This window comes from Nocardioides kribbensis (assembly GCF_015070375.1).
GTDB classification, from domain to species: Bacteria; Actinomycetota; Actinomycetes; order Propionibacteriales; family Nocardioidaceae; genus Nocardioides; species Nocardioides kribbensis.
On record NZ_JADCLL010000003.1, the window covers coordinates 79,833 to 97,337 of the forward strand.

The 17,505-nt window shown below is 75.1% G+C and carries 15 protein-coding genes and 1 riboswitch; of the genes, 3 read left to right on the forward strand and 12 right to left on the reverse strand.

Going from position 1 to position 17,505, the window contains the following annotated elements; all coding sequences use genetic code 11:
- Nucleotides 1–17: 17 nt before the first annotated feature.
- The 5 genes from thiC to IR170_RS09355 are packed head-to-tail and all read right to left on the reverse strand — an operon-like array spanning nt 18 to nt 4,873.
- A complete protein-coding gene (gene thiC / locus IR170_RS09335; RefSeq protein WP_193662187.1) occupies nt 18–1,769 on the reverse strand; it encodes a phosphomethylpyrimidine synthase ThiC in 1,752 nt (583 codons plus the stop codon).
- 35 nt (nt 1,770–1,804) lie between these two features.
- Nucleotides 1,805–2,692, reverse strand: coding sequence for a thiamine phosphate synthase (locus IR170_RS19450; RefSeq protein WP_319804991.1), 888 nt, complete (start codon nt 2,690–2,692; stop codon nt 1,805–1,807).
- 20 nt (nt 2,693–2,712) lie between these two features.
- Nucleotides 2,713–3,495: a thiazole synthase gene (locus IR170_RS09345; RefSeq protein ID WP_193662188.1), complete on the reverse strand. Its 783-nt coding sequence runs from the start codon at nt 3,493–3,495 to the stop codon at nt 2,713–2,715.
- Nucleotides 3,492–3,692 carry a sulfur carrier protein ThiS gene (gene thiS, locus IR170_RS09350; protein WP_193662189.1) on the reverse strand — a complete coding sequence of 67 codons (201 nt, stop codon included), beginning with the start codon at nt 3,690–3,692 and terminating at the stop codon, nt 3,492–3,494. Before thiS ends, IR170_RS09345 begins: the two co-directional genes overlap by 4 nt.
- The gene (locus IR170_RS09355) at nt 3,689–4,873 is read right to left on the reverse strand and encodes an FAD-dependent oxidoreductase (protein WP_193662190.1); all 1,185 of its coding nucleotides are present in this window, start codon (nt 4,871–4,873) and stop codon (nt 3,689–3,691) included. Before IR170_RS09355 ends, thiS begins: the two co-directional genes overlap by 4 nt.
- Before the next feature lie 124 nt (nt 4,874–4,997).
- Nucleotides 4,998–5,107, reverse strand: a riboswitch (TPP riboswitch).
- A 96-nt stretch (nt 5,108–5,203) separates the two neighbouring features.
- Here IR170_RS09355 and IR170_RS09360 point away from each other — a divergent pair.
- Nucleotides 5,204–6,904 carry a fumarate hydratase gene (locus IR170_RS09360; RefSeq protein WP_319804992.1) on the forward strand — a complete coding sequence of 567 codons (1,701 nt, stop codon included), beginning with the start codon at nt 5,204–5,206 and terminating at the stop codon, nt 6,902–6,904.
- 70 nt (nt 6,905–6,974) lie between these two features.
- Here the strand turns inward: IR170_RS09360 and IR170_RS09365 are convergent, their stop codons facing one another.
- Nucleotides 6,975–7,283: a hypothetical protein gene (locus tag IR170_RS09365; protein WP_193662192.1), complete on the reverse strand. Its 309-nt coding sequence runs from the start codon at nt 7,281–7,283 to the stop codon at nt 6,975–6,977.
- A gap of 129 nt (nt 7,284–7,412) precedes the next feature.
- The gene (locus tag IR170_RS09370; protein ID WP_193662193.1) at nt 7,413–7,865 is read right to left on the reverse strand and encodes a DoxX family protein; all 453 of its coding nucleotides are present in this window, start codon (nt 7,863–7,865) and stop codon (nt 7,413–7,415) included.
- Nucleotides 7,866–7,991: 126 nt separating this feature from the next.
- Here IR170_RS09370 and IR170_RS09375 point away from each other — a divergent pair, with 126 nt between their 5' ends.
- Nucleotides 7,992–8,720 (forward strand): spermine/spermidine synthase domain-containing protein, encoded by a 729-nt coding sequence (locus tag IR170_RS09375; protein WP_193662194.1) that lies wholly within the window; start codon nt 7,992–7,994, stop codon nt 8,718–8,720.
- Nucleotides 8,717–10,165 (forward strand): class II fumarate hydratase, encoded by a 1,449-nt coding sequence (locus IR170_RS09380; protein WP_319804993.1) that lies wholly within the window; start codon nt 8,717–8,719, stop codon nt 10,163–10,165. Before IR170_RS09375 ends, IR170_RS09380 begins: the two co-directional genes overlap by 4 nt.
- A 29-nt stretch (nt 10,166–10,194) precedes the next feature.
- Here the strand turns inward: IR170_RS09380 and IR170_RS09385 are convergent, their stop codons facing one another.
- The 5 genes from IR170_RS09385 to IR170_RS09405 all read right to left on the reverse strand — a co-directional run bounded on the left by IR170_RS09385 (nt 10,195) and on the right by IR170_RS09405 (nt 17,485).
- Nucleotides 10,195–11,679 carry an aldehyde dehydrogenase gene (locus tag IR170_RS09385; RefSeq protein WP_193662195.1) on the reverse strand — a complete coding sequence of 495 codons (1,485 nt, stop codon included), beginning with the start codon at nt 11,677–11,679 and terminating at the stop codon, nt 10,195–10,197.
- A 128-nt stretch (nt 11,680–11,807) separates the two neighbouring features.
- Nucleotides 11,808–12,779 (reverse strand): AraC family transcriptional regulator, encoded by a 972-nt coding sequence (locus IR170_RS09390; protein ID WP_200918911.1) that lies wholly within the window; start codon nt 12,777–12,779, stop codon nt 11,808–11,810.
- Between the two features lie 112 nt (nt 12,780–12,891).
- Nucleotides 12,892–15,267, reverse strand: coding sequence for a transketolase-like TK C-terminal-containing protein (locus IR170_RS09395; protein WP_193662196.1), 2,376 nt, complete (start codon nt 15,265–15,267; stop codon nt 12,892–12,894).
- Nucleotides 15,264–16,547 (reverse strand): CaiB/BaiF CoA transferase family protein, encoded by a 1,284-nt coding sequence (locus IR170_RS09400; RefSeq protein WP_193662197.1) that lies wholly within the window; start codon nt 16,545–16,547, stop codon nt 15,264–15,266. The genes IR170_RS09395 and IR170_RS09400 overlap by 4 nt, the downstream gene beginning before the upstream one ends.
- Nucleotides 16,544–17,485, reverse strand: a complete 942-nt coding sequence (locus tag IR170_RS09405) for a hydroxymethylglutaryl-CoA lyase (protein ID WP_193662198.1) — start codon at nt 17,483–17,485, stop codon at nt 16,544–16,546. The genes IR170_RS09400 and IR170_RS09405 overlap by 4 nt, the downstream gene beginning before the upstream one ends.
- Nucleotides 17,486–17,505 lie beyond the last annotated feature (20 nt).

A 17,505-nucleotide genomic window follows, 5' to 3' on the forward strand; every position in this document is an offset into this window, starting at 1 on the left:
AGGCGGGCCGGGCGGGGCTAGCCGTCCACCCGGGCCGCCCCCTCCTCGGCGGCGGACCCGGTCGGAGCCTCGACGTAGACCGTGCCGCCGAGCTCGACGAACTGCGCCGACATCCGCGCCATGCCAGCCGCCGGGTCGAGGTCGGGATCGAGGGCGGGGTCGAGTGCGGGGTCGAGGTCGCCGAAGCGGTCGCGCACGTCCTGGCTGATCCGCATGGAGCAGAACTTCGGCCCGCACATCGAGCAGAAGTGGGCGGTCTTGGCGTTCTCCGCCGGCAGGGTCTCGTCGTGGAAGGCCTGGGCGGTGCGGGGGTCGAGGGAGAGCGCGAACTGGTCGTGCCAGCGGAACTCGAAGCGCGCCCGCGACAGCGCGTCGTCCCAGTCGCGTGCCCCGGGGTGGCCCTTGGCGACGTCGGCGGCGTGGGCGGCGAGCTTGTAGGTGATGACGCCGGTCTTGACGTCGTCACGGTCGGGCAGGCCGAGGTGCTCCTTCGGCGTGACGTAGCAGAGCATCGCGGTGCCGTGCATGGCGATGGCCGCGGCGCCGATGGCGCTGGTGATGTGGTCGTAGCCGGGCGCGACGTCGGTGGCGAGCGGGCCGAGGGTGTAGAAGGGCGCGCCGTGGCACCACTCCTGCTGCAGCCGCACGTTCTCCTCCACCAGGTGCAGCGGCACGTGCCCGGGGCCCTCCACCATGACCTGGACGTCGTGCTCCCAGGCGCGGGTGGTGAGCTCGGCCAGCGTGCGCAGCTCGGCGAGCTGGGCCTCGTCGTTGGCGTCGGCCACCGAGCCGGGTCGCAGCCCGTCGCCCAGGCTGATGCTGACGTCGTAGGCGGCGAGGATCCCGCAGAGCTCGTCGAAGCGGGTGAAGAGGAAGTTCTCCTCGTGGTGGGCCAGGCACCAGCCGGCCATGATCGAGCCGCCGCGGCTGACGATGCCGGTGACGCGGCGCGCGGTGAGCGGCACGTGGCGCAGCAGCACCCCGGCGTGGACGGTCATGTAGTCGACGCCCTGCTCGCACTGCTCGACGACGGTGTCGCGGTAGACCTCCCAGGTCAGCCGGTCGGCCTCGCCGCCGACCTTCTCCAGCGCCTGGTAGATCGGCACGGTGCCGATCGGCACCGGCGAGCTGCGCACGATCCACTCGCGCGTGGTGTGGATGTCGTCGCCGGTCGAGAGGTCCATCACCGTGTCGGCGCCCCAGGTGGTGGCCCAGGTGAGCTTCTCGACCTCCTCGGCGATCGAGCTGGTGACCGCGGAGTTGCCGATGTTGGCGTTGACCTTCACCAGGAAGCGCCGCCCGATGACCATCGGCTCGGCCTCGGGGTGGTTGACGTTGAGCGGGATGATCGCGCGGCCCGCGGCGACCTCGCTGCGCACCAGCTCGACGTCGCAGCCCTCGCGCGCCGCGACGTACTCCATCTCCCGGGTCACCTCACCCCGGCGCGCGTAGTGCAGCTGCGTGACGCGCGCCCCGGGCACGGCGCGGCGGGGGGCCGCGGTCTCGCCGCGCCACGCGTCGGCCGCGGCCCCGCGACGCACAGCGGCGCGGCCGTCGTCGAGCAGCTGCGGGGCGCGTCCGGCGTAGGTCTCGGTGTCACCGCGCGCCGCGATCCAGTCGCTGCGCAGCCGCGGGAGGCCGACCTCGGGGTCGCAGCCGGGCCCGGCCGTGCAGTAGCGGTCGAAGGTCTCGCCGTTGGTCAACGCCACGCGGGTCACCGGCGTGCCGGCCTCGGTCAGCACGCGGGAGTGGGCGGGGTGGGTGGTCATGGGGGGCTCCTCGGGTCGGGTCGGGTCGGGTCAGGTCAGGTCAGGTCGGGGCGGGTCGGGCGCCGCGCGTCGTCACGCGCGGTTCGCTCGTCCACCGCCCCGTCGTGACGGGTCAGCGGAGGGGCTGGCGGGCCGGCAGAGCGGTCGACGGGGCGTGACAGCTCGCGCGCGCGGGTGGCTCGGGCGGCTGGCGCTCGGGCGGGTGTGAGGTGGGCGGCCGGGAAGCGGGTGGTGGGCCCCCGGGTGCGTGACGCCCAGGTGGCTGGGCAGCGAGTGCTCGGTAGGCGGGTGGGGGGCAGGCGAGCCAGGAGGGCGGCCACCTCGGCGGCGGGGTCGCGGGCGCGCATGACGGCCCCCATCACGGCCACCCCGTGGGCGCCGGCGTCGAGCGCGGCGGCCACGTCGTCGCGGCCGATCCCGCCGAGGGCGAGCACCGGCACGCCGGCGTCCGCCGCCTCGGCGTACGCGGTCCGCGGCAGCGGCGGGAGGTGGCCGGGCTTGCTCAGCGAGACGCCGAACGGCGACAGCACGACGTACGCCGCGCCCTCGGCCGCCGCCGAGCGGACCTCCCCCACCGCGTGGCAGGAGCGGCCCACCACCGGGCCGGCCGCCGAGGTCGCCCAGCGGCCGGGTCGCTGGTGGGCGGCCAGGTGCACGCCGTGGGCGGCGGGGTCGGGCAGCCGAGAGGAGATCACCACCAGGCCGGGCAGCCGGGCGAGCGCGGCCAGGAGCGCGTGGCGCGCACGCGGGTGCAGGTCGGGCTCGCGCACGACCACCGCGCGCAGGCCGGCCTCCACGCACTCCGCGACGGTGCCCACCAGGCTCCGACCCAGGCTCAGCTGGGAGCGGTCGGTGAGCAGCAGCAGGCGCGGCGGTCCGCCGGGTCCGGGCCACGGCGCGGGTGCCGGCACAGGACGCGGCACGGGTGGCTGCCCGACGGCGCTCACGACACCGCGCCGATCCGGCCCCCGACGGGGCTGGAGGCCCGGGCGGTGCGCCGGCGGGGCACCCGCCCGGCGTGCCGCGCGGCGTGACCGGCCTCGACGGCCAGCCGCAGGGCGCGCGCCATGCGCACGGGGTCCTCGGCGCGGGTCACGGCGGTCGCGGCGAGGACGGCGTCGCAGCCCAGCTCGAGCGCGAGGGCTGCGTCGCTGGCGGTGCCGACGCCCGCGTCGAGCACGACCGGCACGTCGACGGCGGCGACCAGGGCCTCGACGGCGTGGGGGTTGAGCACGCCCAGGCCCGAGCCGATGGGCGAGCCCAGCGGCATCACCGCGGCGCAGCCGAGGTCGGCCAGCCGGCGCGCCACGACGGCGTCGTCGGTGGTGTAGGGCAGCACGGTGAAGCCGGAGCGCACCAGCGTCCCGGCGGCCTCGAGCAGCTCGACGGGGTCGGGCATCAGCGTGGCCTCGTCGCCGACGACCTCCAGCTTGACCCAGTCGGTGCCGAGCGCCTCGCGGGCCAGCTCCGCGGTGAGCACGGCCTCGCGGGCGGTGGTGCAGCCGGCGGTGTTGGGCAGCACCCGCACGCCGGCGCGGTCGAGCACGTCGAGCACCCCGCCGGGGCCCTGGGCGCCGGTGCGCCGCATGCTCACCGTGACCAGGCCGGGACGGGCGGCCGCCAGCACGGCGGGCAGCAGCGCCACCGAGGGCAGGCCGCCGGTGCCGAGCAGGAGCCGGGAGGCGAGCGCGACGCCACCGACCACGAGGTCGTCGTCGGCGCTCATCCGCCCTGCACCGCCGTCACGACCTCGACCACGTCGCCGTCGGCCAGGCGTCGGTCCGCCAGCTGCGCACGGGGCACGACGACGCCGTTGACGGCGAACGCGCAGCCGCGCCCGGCGCCGGTGGGGGCCAGCAGCTCGGCCAGCGTGGTGGTGTCGTCGAGGCTGCGCGCCTCGCCGTTGAGCACGACGTGGGTCATGGGCGGTCTCCATCCGGTTGGGGGTGCGGTGGGTGGGAGCGCGGCGGGGCCGGCGGCTCGAGGCGGCGCGGGTCGAGGGCGGGCTCGACGTGGCCGTGGTCGAGGTGGTCGGCCACCAGCGCGGCCACGAGCGGAGCGAGCAGCACGCCGTGGCGGAAGAGACCGACGGCCAGCACGGTGTCGCCGTCGGTGCCCGTACCGCCGTCGGTGCCCGTACCGCTGTCGGTGCCCGTAGCGCCGTCGGTGGCCGTGTCGCGGGCTCCCTCCGACTCGCGCCCGCCGGTGCCCGGGTCGTGGCCGCGGCCGGCCCGACCCGCGGACCAGCGCGGCCCGGCCGGCCCCACGAGCGGCAGGTTGTCGGCCGTGGCCGGACGGTCGCGCGCGGTCGCCTCGAGCAGCTCGGCGCGGTCGAGCCCGGGCAACAGGCGGCAGGCCGCGTCGAGGAGGCGACGCACCCCGCCGGCGGTGACCACCGGGGGCGCGTCGTGCTCCTCGCTGGTCGCGCCGACGACCACCTCGCCGTCGGCGCGGGGCACGACGTAGACGGGCTCGCCGTGGACCCACCCGCGCACCGTGCGCTCGGGCGGGTCGTCGCTGCGCAGCCGCAGGATCTCCCCGCGCACGCCGCGCACCAGTCCGGTCGCGGCGATCCCGGTCGCGACCACCGTGCGGTCGGCCGGGGCCGCCGACGGGGCCGGGAGGAGCCGGGCGCGGTGCCGGTCGAGCAGGGCGGCCACGACCGCGCGCGGGGCGACGCTTCCCTCGTCGGGCAGCAGGGCGGCTCCGGCGATCCCGGTGCCGAGCCGCGGCTCCAGGCTGCGGGCGGCGCGGCCGCCCACGACGTCGACGGGCCGGCCCAGGCGGGCCAGCAGCGCGGCCTGGCGCTCGACCTGCTGGAGGTCGGCGTCGTCACGGCCGACGAGGAGCGTGCCGCCCGTGCGCAGCGCGACCCCCCAGCGGCGGGCGGCGGCCGGCCACAGCGCGAGGCTGCGCAGGCCGAGGTCGAGCAGCGCCTCCTCGCCGTGCCACACCTCGGCGGTGGGCGCGAGCATCCCCGCGGCGGCGTAGGACGCACCACCACCGGGGGCCGGGTCGACGACCTCGACCTCGTGGCCGCGTCGCACCAGCTCGTCGGCGCAGGCCAGGCCGACGACCCCCGCGCCGAGCACCCGCACGCGCACGGGTCAGCTCCTCCGGGCCGGGCGGGGCGGAGGCCCGGCACACCCCCTGGTCGGCTGGGTCGTCGGGGGTCTCGACGGAGCGCTCGACGGCGGGCTCGGACGACGGGTGGTGGGACGTGACGACAGCACGGCTGCTCCTCGCTTCCTTCGCCGGCATGACCCGGATCAGGTTCGACGGTCGGAGCGGCTCAGCTCCCTCTCAGCTCGCTGCCGCGAGCTCCCGTGGTGGACGCCGTCGACCGTAGCAGCCGCCCCGGGCGCCTTCCAGGGGTCGACCGCGGAGCGGGGTCCTGACCCACGGGGGCGCGTCCAGGCGTAGCCTTGCGGCCCGTGGCCAGCGAACCCGACTTCCGGTACTCCGACCTCCTCCCCACCGGCAAGGACGACACGCCCTACCGGTTGGTGACCGACGAGGGGGTCTCCACCTTCGAGGCCGGCGGGCGCACCTTCCTCCAGGTCGAGCCGGAGGCGATCCGGCGGCTGACCGCCGAGGCGATGCACGACATCAGCCACTACCTGCGCCCGGCCCACCTGGCCCAGCTGCGCAAGATCATCGACGACCCCGAGGCCTCCGGCAACGACCGCTTCGTCGCCCTCGACCTGCTCAAGAACGTCAACATCTCCGCCGGCGGCGTCCTGCCGATGTGCCAGGACACCGGCACCGCCATCGTCATGGGCAAGAAGTCCGAGGGCGTGCTCACCGGCGCCGACGACGGCGAGGCCATCAGCCAGGGCGTCTTCGACGCCTACACCCGGCTCAACCTGCGCTACTCCCAGCTGGCCCCGCTGACCACCTACGAGGAGAAGAACACCGGCAGCAACCTGCCGGCCCAGATCGAGCTCTACTCCACGCCCGCCGCCGACGGGTCACCCGAGTACAAGTTCCTCTTCATGGCCAAGGGCGGTGGGTCGGCCAACAAGTCGTTCCTCTTCCAGGAGACCAAGGCGATCCTCAACCCGAAGCGGATGCTGGAGTTCCTCGACGAGAAGATCCGCTCCCTCGGCACCGCCGCGTGCCCGCCGTACCACCTCGCCGTGGTCATCGGCGGCACGAGCGCGGAGTTCGCGCTCAAGACCGCCAAGTACGCCTCGGCGCACTACCTCGACAACCTGCCCACCGAGGGCTCGATGAGCGCCCACGGCTTCCGCGACCTCGAGCTGGAGGAGCAGGTCTTCGAGCTGACCCAGTCCTTCGGGATCGGCGCGCAGTTCGGCGGCAAGTACTTCTGCCACGACGTGCGGGTCGTGCGCCTGCCGCGCCACGGCGCCTCGTGCCCGGTCGCGATCGCCGTCTCCTGCTCGGCCGACCGCCAGGCGCTGGGCAAGATCACCGCCGAGGGCGTCTTCCTCGAGCAGCTGGAGACCGACCCCGCGCAGTACCTCCCCGAGCCGGAGGTGCAGGACCTCGTCGGCGCCGGCGACGTCGTGCGCATCGACCTGACCCGCCCGATGGACGAGATCCTCGCCGAGCTCACCCGCCACCCGGTCAAGACCCGTCTCTCGCTCACCGGCCCACTGGTCGTCGCCCGCGACATCGCGCACGCCAAGATCCAGGAGCGCCTCGACGCCGGTGAGGAGATGCCGCAGTACCTCAAGGACCACCCGGTCTACTACGCAGGCCCCGCCAAGACCCCCGACGGCATGGCGTCCGGCTCCTTCGGTCCCACCACCGCCGGGCGGATGGACTCCTACGTGAAGGCCTTCCAGGCCGCCGGCGGCTCGAAGGTGATGCTGGCCAAGGGCAACCGCTCCAAGCAGGTCACCGAGGCGTGCGAGGCCCACGGCGGCTTCTACCTCGGCTCCATCGGCGGACCCGCCGCCCGGCTGGCCCAGGACTGCATCACCTCGGTGGAGGTGCTGGAGTACGCCGAGCTCGGCATGGAGGCGGTGTGGAAGATCGAGGTCGAGGACTTCCCGGCCTTCATCGTCGTCGACGACAAGGGCAACGACTTCTTCACCGACCCCTCCGGCGCCGTCACCGTGCCGCTGAGCGCGCTGGGCGCCGGCCTGCGGGTGCGCTCGCAGGAGTAGCCCGCCCCCGCGACGCACGACGCCCCCGCACCGGTCCGGTGCGGGGGCGTCGTGCGTCGCCGGGGGTCGCTCAGGTACGTCGGGCGCCGGCGTTGGGGTTGGCGTTGGGTCCCGCAGGCCCCTCGTCGACGGATCCGCTCTCGGCGTCGGGGGCGCCGGCGACGGCCTGGTCGGGCATGATCGGGTCGCCCGCGTCCTCGAGGTTGCCGACCTCGGAGAGCTGGCCGTCCTGGTCGCCGGGGCCGGGGCGCTCGTGGGCGTTGTCCTTCTCCGCGGCGCGCTCCGGGTCGTGCTCGGTGTAGAGCTTCGAGTCGGCGGCGTCGGGCTTCGGCGTCGCGTGCTGGGATCCCTGGCCGGTGCCGGCCTCGTGGTCGCTCATCGGTCCTCCTCGCGGTCGGCGGGTCCGACCGTCTCGAACGTACTGCGCAGCGGGCCCGGCCCCGAGCCCACCGGGGGTCCCAGGGCCGATCCGGTCCCAAAGGGTGGGCGCGCCGGCCCGGTGGACGGGTCAGGCCGCGACGGGCTCGCGGCGTGCGCCCCGGCCGGCGAGCACGTGGTCGAGGGCGAGCCGCCCCGGCACGACACCGAGCACGAGCGCGCCGAGCCCGAGCGCGGCCACGAGCTCCCAGCCGCCCTCGGCGGCGAAGAGGCCGCTGCCGCGGTGCACGAACCACCACGCGCCGGCCATCGTGGCCGCCACCAGCAGGCCGGCGACCGGCGTGAGCAGCCCGAGCACGAGCAGGACGCCGCCGCCGAGCTCGGCCACGATCGCGAAGACGGCCGCGGCCGTGGGGGCGGGGATGCCCAGCTGGGCGAAGCCGTCGGCCGTGGCGCCCACGCCCTGGTCGACGAGCTTCTGCCAGCCGTGGGCGATGAGCACGGCGCCGAGCAGCAGGCGGGCGATCAGGAGCACGACGTCCTGCGCGGCGGGGGGCAGACGGTTCCCGAGAACGGTCGACATGGGGGTTCCTCCAGAAGGGGGCGGGGGTTGGTAGTTGACGTTTCCACCACCGTAGGGAGCCCGACTGAGAGCGACCTGAGCCCCGCGTGACGGCCGTGTGACGCCCGGGTGACGTCGCGTCCGGCGATGGGCGAGGATGACGGGGTGCAGCCCGGAGCCGGTCCCGTCGAGGTCCACCACGTCGAGGTCGCCCGCGCCGAGAGCGCGCGCGGCGAGCTCGTGCTGCGCGAGCGCCGCGGCGACGACGGCTCGCGGGCGCTGGAGCTGCGCGCCAACGGCGTCTTCGTCATGGACACCGTGGAGGTGCACACCGAGCGGGCGCTGGCCCGTGCCGCGCTGGAGCTGTGCGAGGACCCGCGCGACGTCGTCGTCGGTGGTCTGGGCCTGGGCTACACGATGCACGAGGTGCTGGCCGACCCCCGGGTCGAGCGGTGCGCGGTGGTCGAGGTCGAGGAGGCGCTGGTCGCCTGGATGCGCGACGGCACCGTGCCGCACGGCCCCGCGCTGATGGCCGACGCCCGGGCCCACGTGGTGGTGGCCGACGTCGCGGTCGCCCTCGCCGAGGCGCGCCCCGCGTCGTACGACCTGCTGCTGCTCGACGTCGACAACGGACCCGACCACCTCGTGCACGACGCCAACGCCTCGCTCTACCAGGCGCCGTTCCTCGACCGGGCCCGCAGCGTGCTGCGCTCCGGCGGGGTGCTGGTGGTGTGGTCGGCCGACGCCTCCCCGCGCCTGGAGGAGACGATGCGCGCGGTGCTGGGCGAGGTCGAGGCGCGCCCCTTCCCCGTGCGCCTGCAGGAGCGCGAGGAGACGTACTGGCTCTACGTCTCGCGGGTACCGTCCCAGGTGTGAGCGACTCCGACCACCCCACCGACCACCCCGGCTCCCCCACCTCCACCTCCCCGGCCTCCGACGGCCCGCCGACGCGGGTCGAGCACGACAGCATGGGCGAGGTGGAGGTGCCGCGCGACGCGCTGTGGCGGGCCCAGACCCAGCGTGCGGTGGAGAACTTCCCGATCAGCGGCACGCCGATCGAGCCGCGGTTGGTCGCGGCCATCGGCCAGGTCAAGGCGGCCGCGGCGCGTGCCAACGCCGCACTCGGCATCCTGCCCGAGGAGCAGGCCGCCGCCATCGCGGCCGCCGCCGACGAGGTCGCCGCCGGCGCCCACGTCGAGGCCTTCCCCGTCGACGTCTTCCAGACCGGCTCCGGCACCAGCTCCAACATGAACGCCAACGAGGTGATCGCCTCGCTGGCCGCCCGCGCGGGCGTCGAGGTGCACCCCAACGACCACGTCAACGCCAGCCAGTCGAGCAACGACACCTTCCCGACCGCGATCCACGTGGCGGCCACCCTGGCCGTCACCGAGGACCTGCTGCCCGCCCTCGACGTGCTGGCCTCCTCCCTGGAGGCCAAGGCCGTGGAGTTCGCCGGGCTGGTGAAGTCGGGGCGCACCCACCTCATGGACGCCACCCCGGTGATGCTCGGTCAGGAGCTCGGCGGCTACGCCGCCACCGTGCGCTACGCCGCGGAGCGGCTGGAGTCGGTGCTCCCCCGGGTGCGCGAGCTGCCGCTGGGCGGCACGGCCGTCGGCACCGGCATCAACACCCCGCAGGGCTTCCCGCAGCGCGCCATCGCGCTGCTCGGCGAGCAGACCGGGCAGCCCTTCACCGAGGCCCGCGACCACTTCGAGGCCCAGGGCACCCGCGACTCCCTCGTCGAGCTGTCCGGGGTGCTGCGCACCTACGCCGTGGGCCTGACCAAGATCTGCAACGACCTGCGCTGGATGTCCTCGGGGCCGACCACGGGGCTGGCGGAGATCCACCTGCCCGACCTCCAGCCCGGCTCGAGCATCATGCCCGGCAAGGTCAACCCGGTCCTGCCCGAGGCCACGCTCATGGTCTGCGCCCAGGTCATCGGCAACGACACCACCGTCACCGTGGCCGGCGCCAGCGGCTCCTTCGAGCTCAATGTCGCGATGCCGGTGATCGCGCGCAACCTGCTGGAGTCGGTGCGCCTGCTCGCCACCTCCTCGACCCTGCTGGCGCGTCGCTGCGTCGACGGCGTCACCGCCGACGCCGGGCGCATGCGCGGCTACGCCGAGTCCTCGCCCTCCGTGGTGACCCCGCTCAACAAGCACATCGGCTACGAGGCCGCCGCGGCGGTCGCCAAGCGGGCCCTCGCCGACGGCGCCACCATCCGCGAGACCGTCGTCGCGATGGGCTTCCTCGAGCGTGGCGAGCTCACCGAGGCCCAGCTCGACGAGGCCCTCGACGTGGAGTCGATGACGCACCCCTGAGCCCGGCGGGCGAGCCCGCCGGGCGCGGGTCAGCCCAGCTGGAAGGGGTCGCGGGTGCCGCCGGTGAGCTCCACGAAGACCGACTTGTCCTCGAGGTACTCCCCCACGGCGTCGCTGCCGTTCTCCCGACCGATGCCCGACATCCCGAAGCCGCCGAAGGGCATGTTGGGCGCCACGACGCGGTAGGCGTTGATCCACACCGTGCCGGCCCGCAGCCTGCCGGCCACCCGGTGGGCGCGGTGCACGTCCTTGGTCCACACCGCACCGGCCAGGCCGTAGGGGGTGTCGTTGGCCAGGCGCACGGCCTCGTCCTCGTCGGTGAAGGTGTAGGCCGACAGCACGGGTCCGAACACCTCCTCGCGCACGATGGTCGCCTCGGGCTCGGCGACGACCACCGTGGGGCGCACGAAGAGACCGCCGAGGTCGTCGTTGGGACCGCCGCCGGTGGCGATGGTCCAGCCCTCCTCGCGGGCGCCGTCGAGGTAGCCCAGCACCTTCTCGTACTGCGGGCGGTTGGCGACCGGGCCCATCTCGGTGCCGGCGTCGGTGGGGTCGCCCTGCACGATGCTCTCGGCGCGAGCCACGACCTTGGCGACGAGCTCGTCCTTGACCGACTCGTGCACGATCAGGCGGGAGCCGGCCATGCAGGTCTGGCCGGTGGCCGCGAAGACCCCGGCCACCAGGCCGTTGGCCGCCGCGTCGAGGTCGGCGTCGGCGAAGACGACCTGGGGCGACTTGCCGCCCAGCTCGAGGGTGACCTTGTTGATGTTGGCCACGGCGGCCTGGGCCACCTTCGCCCCGGTCGCGGTGGAGCCGGTGAAGGCCACCTTGTCCACGCCCGGGTGGGCGGCCAGGCGCTCGCCGGTGGAGCGGTCCCAGCCGGTGACGACGTTGAGCACCCCGGCGGGCAGGCCGGCCTCGTGGAGCACCTCGGCGAAGGCCACGGTCGAGGCCGGGGCGTGCTCGGAGGGCTTGACCACCGCGGTGCACCCGGCGGCGAGCAGCGGCGCGAGCTTGAAGGTGAGCAGCAGCAGGGGGCTGTTCCAGGGCGTGATCGCGCCGACGACGCCGACCGGCTCGCGCACGGTGTAGCCGAAGTAGGTCTGCGGCGCGAGCGCCGGCACGGTCTTGCCCTCCAGCTTGTCGGCCAGGCCGGAGAAGTAGAGGTACCACGCGCCGAGGCCCTTGAGCTGGCCGCGCATCTCCCGCATGAGCTTGCCCGAGTCGCGCACCTCCAGCAGCGCGAGTCGCTCGGCGTTGGCGGTGATCGCGGCGGCGATGTCGCGCATGACCGCAGCGCGCTCGAAGCCGCTGCGCGCCCCCCACTCGCCCTCGAAGGCCGCGCGTGCGGAGGCCACGGCCCGGTCGACGTCCTCCGGCCCGCCGTCGGCCACGACGGCCCAGGGGCGGCCGGTGTAGGGGTTGGTCGACTCGAAGGTGCGGCCCGACAGGGCGTCGACCCGCTCGCCGTCGATGAAGAGCTGGAAGGTCTCGAGGTCGCCGGACTCGCTCACGTGGACTCCCGTGGTCGGGGGCCGGCTCCGACGCCGGCCGTCGTCACGACGCTAGGCGGCCCGGCGGCGGGCCGACTATCCGTTGCGCGCCCGCCCCCGGCCGCTCAGCGCAGCGCCCACGTGCGGGCTCAGCGCTGCAGGGTGGCGCTGGGCAGCTCGTCGAACTGCGCGCGGTACTGCTGGGCGAAGCGCGACTGGTGGAAGAAGCCCCAGCGCGTGGCCACGTCGGTGACGCGGGTCTCCAGCGGGTCGCTGGCCAGCAGCTCGGCGCGCACCTTGGCCAGGCGCACCCGGCGCACGTGGGCCATGGGCGACTCGCCCAGCTGCTCCTGGAAGGCGGCGTGCAGCGTGCGGACGCTCACGCAGCCCACCCGGGCGAGCACCTCGGGGGTCAGCGCCTCGTGGGCGTGCTCCTCGATGTGGCGTACGACGGGCGCCAGCCGTCCCAGCCGGGCGCGGTCGTCGCGACCGGTGAGGTCGTCGGTGTACTGGTGGCGCCCGGCCAGCAGCAGCTGGGTCAGCACGTAGGACTCCAGCTGGCGGCGGGCCAGCGGGCTGTCGGCGAGCCCACCGGGCCGGTCGAGCTCGGTGGCCAGGAACTGCACCGAGCGCAGCAGCGACTGCCCGGCCGCCGACTCGAGGTCGAGGAAGAGGTCGAAGGCGACGACGTCGACCACCGGACGGCCCAGCAGGTCGGCCAGGTGCGACTCCAGGCCCGCCCGCGAGATCTTGAGGATGAGCTGCTCGGCGTCGTGGGACCACCGCACCGTGGTCTGCACGTCGGGGGTGAGCACCGTGCCGCCGCGCCGGGGCCGGGTGTGGGCGCTCGACCGGCCACCGCGCGAGGCCCAGGTCTCCCCGACGAGGTCGAGGTTGACGTGGTAGCACACGTCGGTCGGCGGCATCCACAGCTCGGTCTCGGCCTGGTAGGTGAGGTAGCCCAGCGTGAGGTGACGGTCGGTGACGGCGTTGAGACGCATGTCGAGCACGTCGCTGCCGCCCTCGAGGCGGTGCGGCAGGTACACCGACGTGACGGCCTCCCGTGCCTCCTCGAAGCTCGTGGTGTGCACCACCGGAGCGCTGGTCAGGTAGTCGCCCACGTCGTCCCTCCCCGGCCGGGGAACCGCCCCGTGACCGTCGTCACGCATCGTAGGCGAGGCGGTGTAGCCGCCCCCCGAGCGGCCCGCCCCGGGGCGGACCGCTCGGGGCCCCTCAGCGGCCCAGGAGGTCGAGCGCCGCCGAGGCGATGCTCGTGACGTCGATCCCGTGGAGGGCGTAGGCGTCGGGCAGGCTCGTGGACTGCCCGAACTGCGACACCCCGAGGCAGCGCATCCGGTCGCCGCGCGCGCCGGCGAGGAAGGCCAGGGTGTGGGGGTGGCCGTCGAGCACGGTGACCAGCGGAGCGGGGTGGCCCGGCGGGAGCAGCAGGTCGAGCACGCCCGAGCCGGTGCCGCCCTCGCGGTCGCCACGCTGCTGGAAGGAGCGCCAGACCAGGTCGGGGCTGGTCAGGCAGACCACGCCGGCCACGATCCCGCGCTCGCCCAGCCGGGCGGCGGCGGCGAGCACCTCGGGCATGACCGCACCGACGCCGACGAGGGTCACCTGCTCGGTGGCGGGGTCGTGGTCGGTGATGCGGTAGCCGCCGGAGACGGCCTGGCGGCGACGCCGCTCGCGGCCCTCCGGGTCCTCCGGCACCCGCGCCAGCGCCGGGTCGACCGGGCGGGTCGAGAGGCGGAGGTAGGCCGAGGTGCCGTCGGGGCGTCCGACCTGGTCCATGGCACGCAGCACGCACCACTCCAGGTCGTGGGCGAAGGCCGGCTCCCAGGCCACGCAGCCCGGCTGCTCGAGGCCGATCGAGGGGGTCGACACCGACTGGTGGGCGCCGCCCTCGGGCGCCAGCGTGACCCCCGACGGGGTGCCGACGAGGATCGACTGGCCGCCGGCGTAGAGGCCGAAGGACCACGGCTCGAGCGCGCGCCCGACGAAGGGGTCGTAGAAGGTGCCGATGGGGATCAGCCGCTCGCCCCAGCGCGACCAGGTGGCGCCGAGCTCGCCGAGCAGGCCGACGGTGTTGACCTCCGCGATGCCCAGCTCGATGTGCTGGCCGCTCTGCGACTCCGACCAGCGCAGCAGCCGCTCGGCGTCGTCGGCGAACCAGTCGCGCCGCTCGGCCACCGACCACACGCCGGTCTTGTTGATCCAGCCGCCGAGGTTGGTCGACGAGGCGACGTCGGGGCTGCAGGTGACGACCCGGGCGGCGGTCTCGGGCGCGTCGCGCACCAGGTCGGCCAGCAGCCGGCCGAGGGCGGCCTGCGTCGAGACGGGCTTGCGGTGCTCGTGGCCGAGCTCGGCGGGCACGCTGAGCCGGCCCACCTCGGAGACCGCCGGCCTCGCCAGGTCGGCCGCGCGGCGGGCGGCGAGGCGACCGGCGGGCGAGTCGGGGGCGAAGCCGACCCACGGGTCGTCCAGGGAGGTGCCGGAGGCCTCCGCGAGGGCCTGCATCTGGGTGGCGTTGAGCAGCACGGAGTGGTTGTTGGGGTGGCCCTCGGTGGGCAGGCCGCGTCCCTTGACGGTGTAGGCGAAGACCACGGTGGGCCGGTGGTCGTCGACCGCCGCGAAGGTGTCGACGAGCAGCCCGAGGTCGTGGCCGCCCAGGTCGCGCACGGCCGCCGACAGCTCGGCCGCGGGCACCGCGGCGAGCAGCTCGCGCAGCGCGGGGTCGTCCTGGTCGCCCTGGTCGCCCAGCACGCGTGCGGCCAGCTCGGAGGAGTCGGCGCGCAGCAGTCGCTGGTACTCCTCGTTGGGCATCGACTCCATGCGCCGGCGCAGCGCCTCGCCGCCGGGGCGGGCGAAGAGCTCGCCGATGCGGCGGCCCCACTTGAGGGTCACCACCTGCCAGCCGGCCGCCTCGAACATCGCCGCGAGCCGCTGGATCTGGATGTCGGGCACGACCCGGTCGAGGGACTGCCGGTTGAGGTCGACCACCCACAGCAGCTCGCCCAGGCTGGCGACCTGCGGGTCGGCCACGGCCTCCCAGATCGCGCCCTCGTCGAGCTCCGCGTCGCCGAGCAGGCTGATGAAGCGGCCCGCCTCGGGGGTCGAGCCGGGGAACTGCGAGCGCACGTAGCGGTGGGCCATCGCCGCCCACAGCGTGGCGGTGGCACCGATGCCGACCGAGCCGGTGGAGAAGTCGACGGTGTCGGGGTCCTTGGAGCGCGACGGGTAGGCCTGGAGCCCGCCGCGCTCGCGCAGGGTCGGCAGGTAGGAGGCGTCGAGGTCGCCGAGGAGGTGGTTGACCGCGTGGAGCACCGGGGAGGCGTGCGGCTTGACCGAGACGCGGTCACGGTGGTCGAGACCGTGGAACCACAGCGCCACCATGATGTCGACCATCGAGGCCGACGACGACTGGTGGCCGCCCACCTTGACCCCGGTGTCGTTGGGACGGCCGCGGTTGGCGGCGTCGACGATGGCGCTGGCCAGCCACAGCACGCGCTGGGAGACCTGTCGCAGGGTGTCGACGTCCACGTCGCCGGTGGCCGCGCCGGCGCCGCTCGTGGGCTGGGTCGCCTGCTCGGGGGTGCTGGTCACGCTGTCTCCTGGGGTCCGGTGGCGGGGTCGGCCGGGTCGCACTCTGCCTCGGGGGCGCACGCGCGGCACGGGCAGGGTCGCCCGAGCAGGCCCGCGACGACCTGGTGGGTGTGCTCGCCGAGGTCGGGGCCGACCTGGCCCAGCGGCAGGGAGCGCTCGCCGAGCACGGGCACGATCCCCGGGAAGGCGACCTCGCGGGTGGTGCCGCCGACGTCGACGGGGCGCCACTGCACCATGTCGCGGGCGAGGTACTGCTCGTCGGCCACGATGTCGTCGGCCTGGTAGATCGGCCCCGCGGGCACGCCCGCCTCCTCGAGGCGCGCGAGGACCTCGGCCCGGTCGAGGGTGCCGGTCCACGCCTCGATGGCCCCGTCGAGCTCCTCGCGGCGCTCCCAGCGCTGGGCGTTGCGCGCGAGCCCGGGGTCCTCGGCGAGGTCGGGACGGCCGATGGCGCGCATGTAGCGCCCGAAGATGCCGTCGGCGTTGCCGGCCACGACCACCGACTGGCCGTCGGCGCACCGGTAGGCGTTGGAGGGGGCGATGCCCTCCATGCGACCGCCCGTGCGCTCGCGGAGCACGTCGTGGGCGCTGTAGTCGGGCACCAGCGACTCCATCATCGAGAACACGGCCTCGTGCAGGGCGACGTCGATGTGGCGCGCGGCAGGGCCCACCGGGGGCGCGGCCAGCCGGCGGCGCTGCTCGCGGTCGAAGAGCGACATCACGACGCCGAAGGCGGCGTAGAGGCCGGCGATGGAGTCGCCGATCGAGACCCCGACCCGTGCCGGTGGACGGTCGGCTTCCCCGACCAGCTCGCGCATGCCACCGAAGGCCTCCGCGACCGCCGCGAAGCCCGGCCGCGCCGACAGCGGCCCGGTCTGGCCGAAGGCGGAGACACGGGCCACCACGAGCTCGGGGTTGACCCGCTCCAGGGTCGCGGCGTCCAGGCCCCACCGGTCGAGCGTGCCCGGGCGGAAGTTCTCCACCAGGGCGTCGGAGCGGGCGACGAGGTCGAGCACGGTGTCGCGCCCCTCCTGCGTGCGCAGGTCGAGCTCGACGGAGAGCTTCCCGCGGTTGATGGTGCGGTAGAGCATCGAGGTGTCGCCGGCGTAGAGGCGCCAGTTGCGCAGCTCGTCGCCGGTGCGCGGGCGCTCGATCTTGACCACCTCGGCGCCGAAGTCGGCCAGTAGCCGCCCGGCGGTGGGCGCGGCGATGAAGTTGCCCAGCTCCACGACCCGCAGGCCGGCCAGGGGCCGTTCGCGGTCGGGTCCTGCGGCGCTCATGCCGGGCCGCCGAAGTCGCCGGCGGGCACGAGCAGGCCCTGCACGGGGCTGTCGAGCCGCTCCGAGAGCCACCGCGCGACCTCGGCCGCGGCCGGCTGGTCGAGCCGGGCCGGCCCCGTCACGTCCACCCCGCCTCGCCGCAGCAGCCAGGCCAGGTCCTCGGTGGCGATGTTGCCGGTGGCGGCCGGCGCGAACGGGCAGCCGCCGAAGCCGCCGATCGAGGCGTCGAGGGCCACGCTCGCGCCCTCGCGCAGCGCCAGCCCGGTGGCCGCCCAGGCGTTGGCGTAGCCGGTGTTGCGGGTGTTGTGGAAGTGGAAGCGCAGCCCGGCGGCACGCGCGTCCTGCGCCACGTGGGAGCCCAGCTCCTCGACCTGCGTGGGCACGCCGACACCGACCGTGTCGGCCAGCGCGAGCTCGTCGGCGCCCAGGTCGAGGGCACGGTCGACGACGTCACGCCAGCGCGCGGCGGGCACGTCGCCCTCGAAGGGGCACCCGAAGGCCACGGCCAGGGTGACCGAGACCGTGCGGCCCGCCTCGTGGCCGATCCTCACGACGTCGCGGGCCTGCTCGAGCAGGGCCGCGGTGTCGGCGCCCTGGTTGCGCACAGCGAAGGTGTCGGTCACCGGCACCACCATGTTGAGCTCGTGACAGCCGGTGAGCACCGCGCGCTCGGCCCCGCGGCGGTTCAGCACCAGCCCGACGTACGTCGCGTCGCTGCGGTCGGGCAGGGCGGCGAGGAGCTCCTCGGCCCCTGCCATCTGCGGCACCCGGTCGGGGCGCACGAAGCTGGCGACCTCCAGTCGCCGCAGCCCGAGGTCGAGCAGCCGCTCGACCAGGGCCACCCGGGTCTCGACGGGGAGCGCGCGGTCCTCGTTCTGCAGGCCGTCGCGCGGGCCGACCTCGACCAGCTCGACGGGGGTGCGGGGGGCGCCGGTCACGCGGGCTCCTTCTTCCGAGC

What these genes read in the sequence shown, in the direction of transcription:
- thiC (WP_193662187.1), bottom strand. Translation starts at nt 1,769, where the DNA reads ATGACCACCCACCCCGCCCACTCCCGCGTGCTGACCGAGGCCGGCACG.
- IR170_RS09345 (WP_193662188.1), bottom strand. Translation starts at nt 3,495, where the DNA reads ATGAGCGCCGACGACGACCTCGTGGTCGGTGGCGTCGCGCTCGCCTCC.
- thiS (WP_193662189.1), bottom strand. Translation starts at nt 3,692, where the DNA reads ATGACCCACGTCGTGCTCAACGGCGAGGCGCGCAGCCTCGACGACACC.
- IR170_RS09365 (WP_193662192.1), bottom strand. Translation starts at nt 7,283, where the DNA reads ATGAGCGACCACGAGGCCGGCACCGGCCAGGGATCCCAGCACGCGACG.
- IR170_RS09370 (WP_193662193.1), bottom strand. Translation starts at nt 7,865, where the DNA reads ATGTCGACCGTTCTCGGGAACCGTCTGCCCCCCGCCGCGCAGGACGTC.
- IR170_RS09375 (WP_193662194.1), top strand. Translation starts at nt 7,992, where the DNA reads ATGGGCGAGGATGACGGGGTGCAGCCCGGAGCCGGTCCCGTCGAGGTC.
- IR170_RS09400 (WP_193662197.1), bottom strand. Translation starts at nt 16,547, where the DNA reads ATGAGCGCCGCAGGACCCGACCGCGAACGGCCCCTGGCCGGCCTGCGG.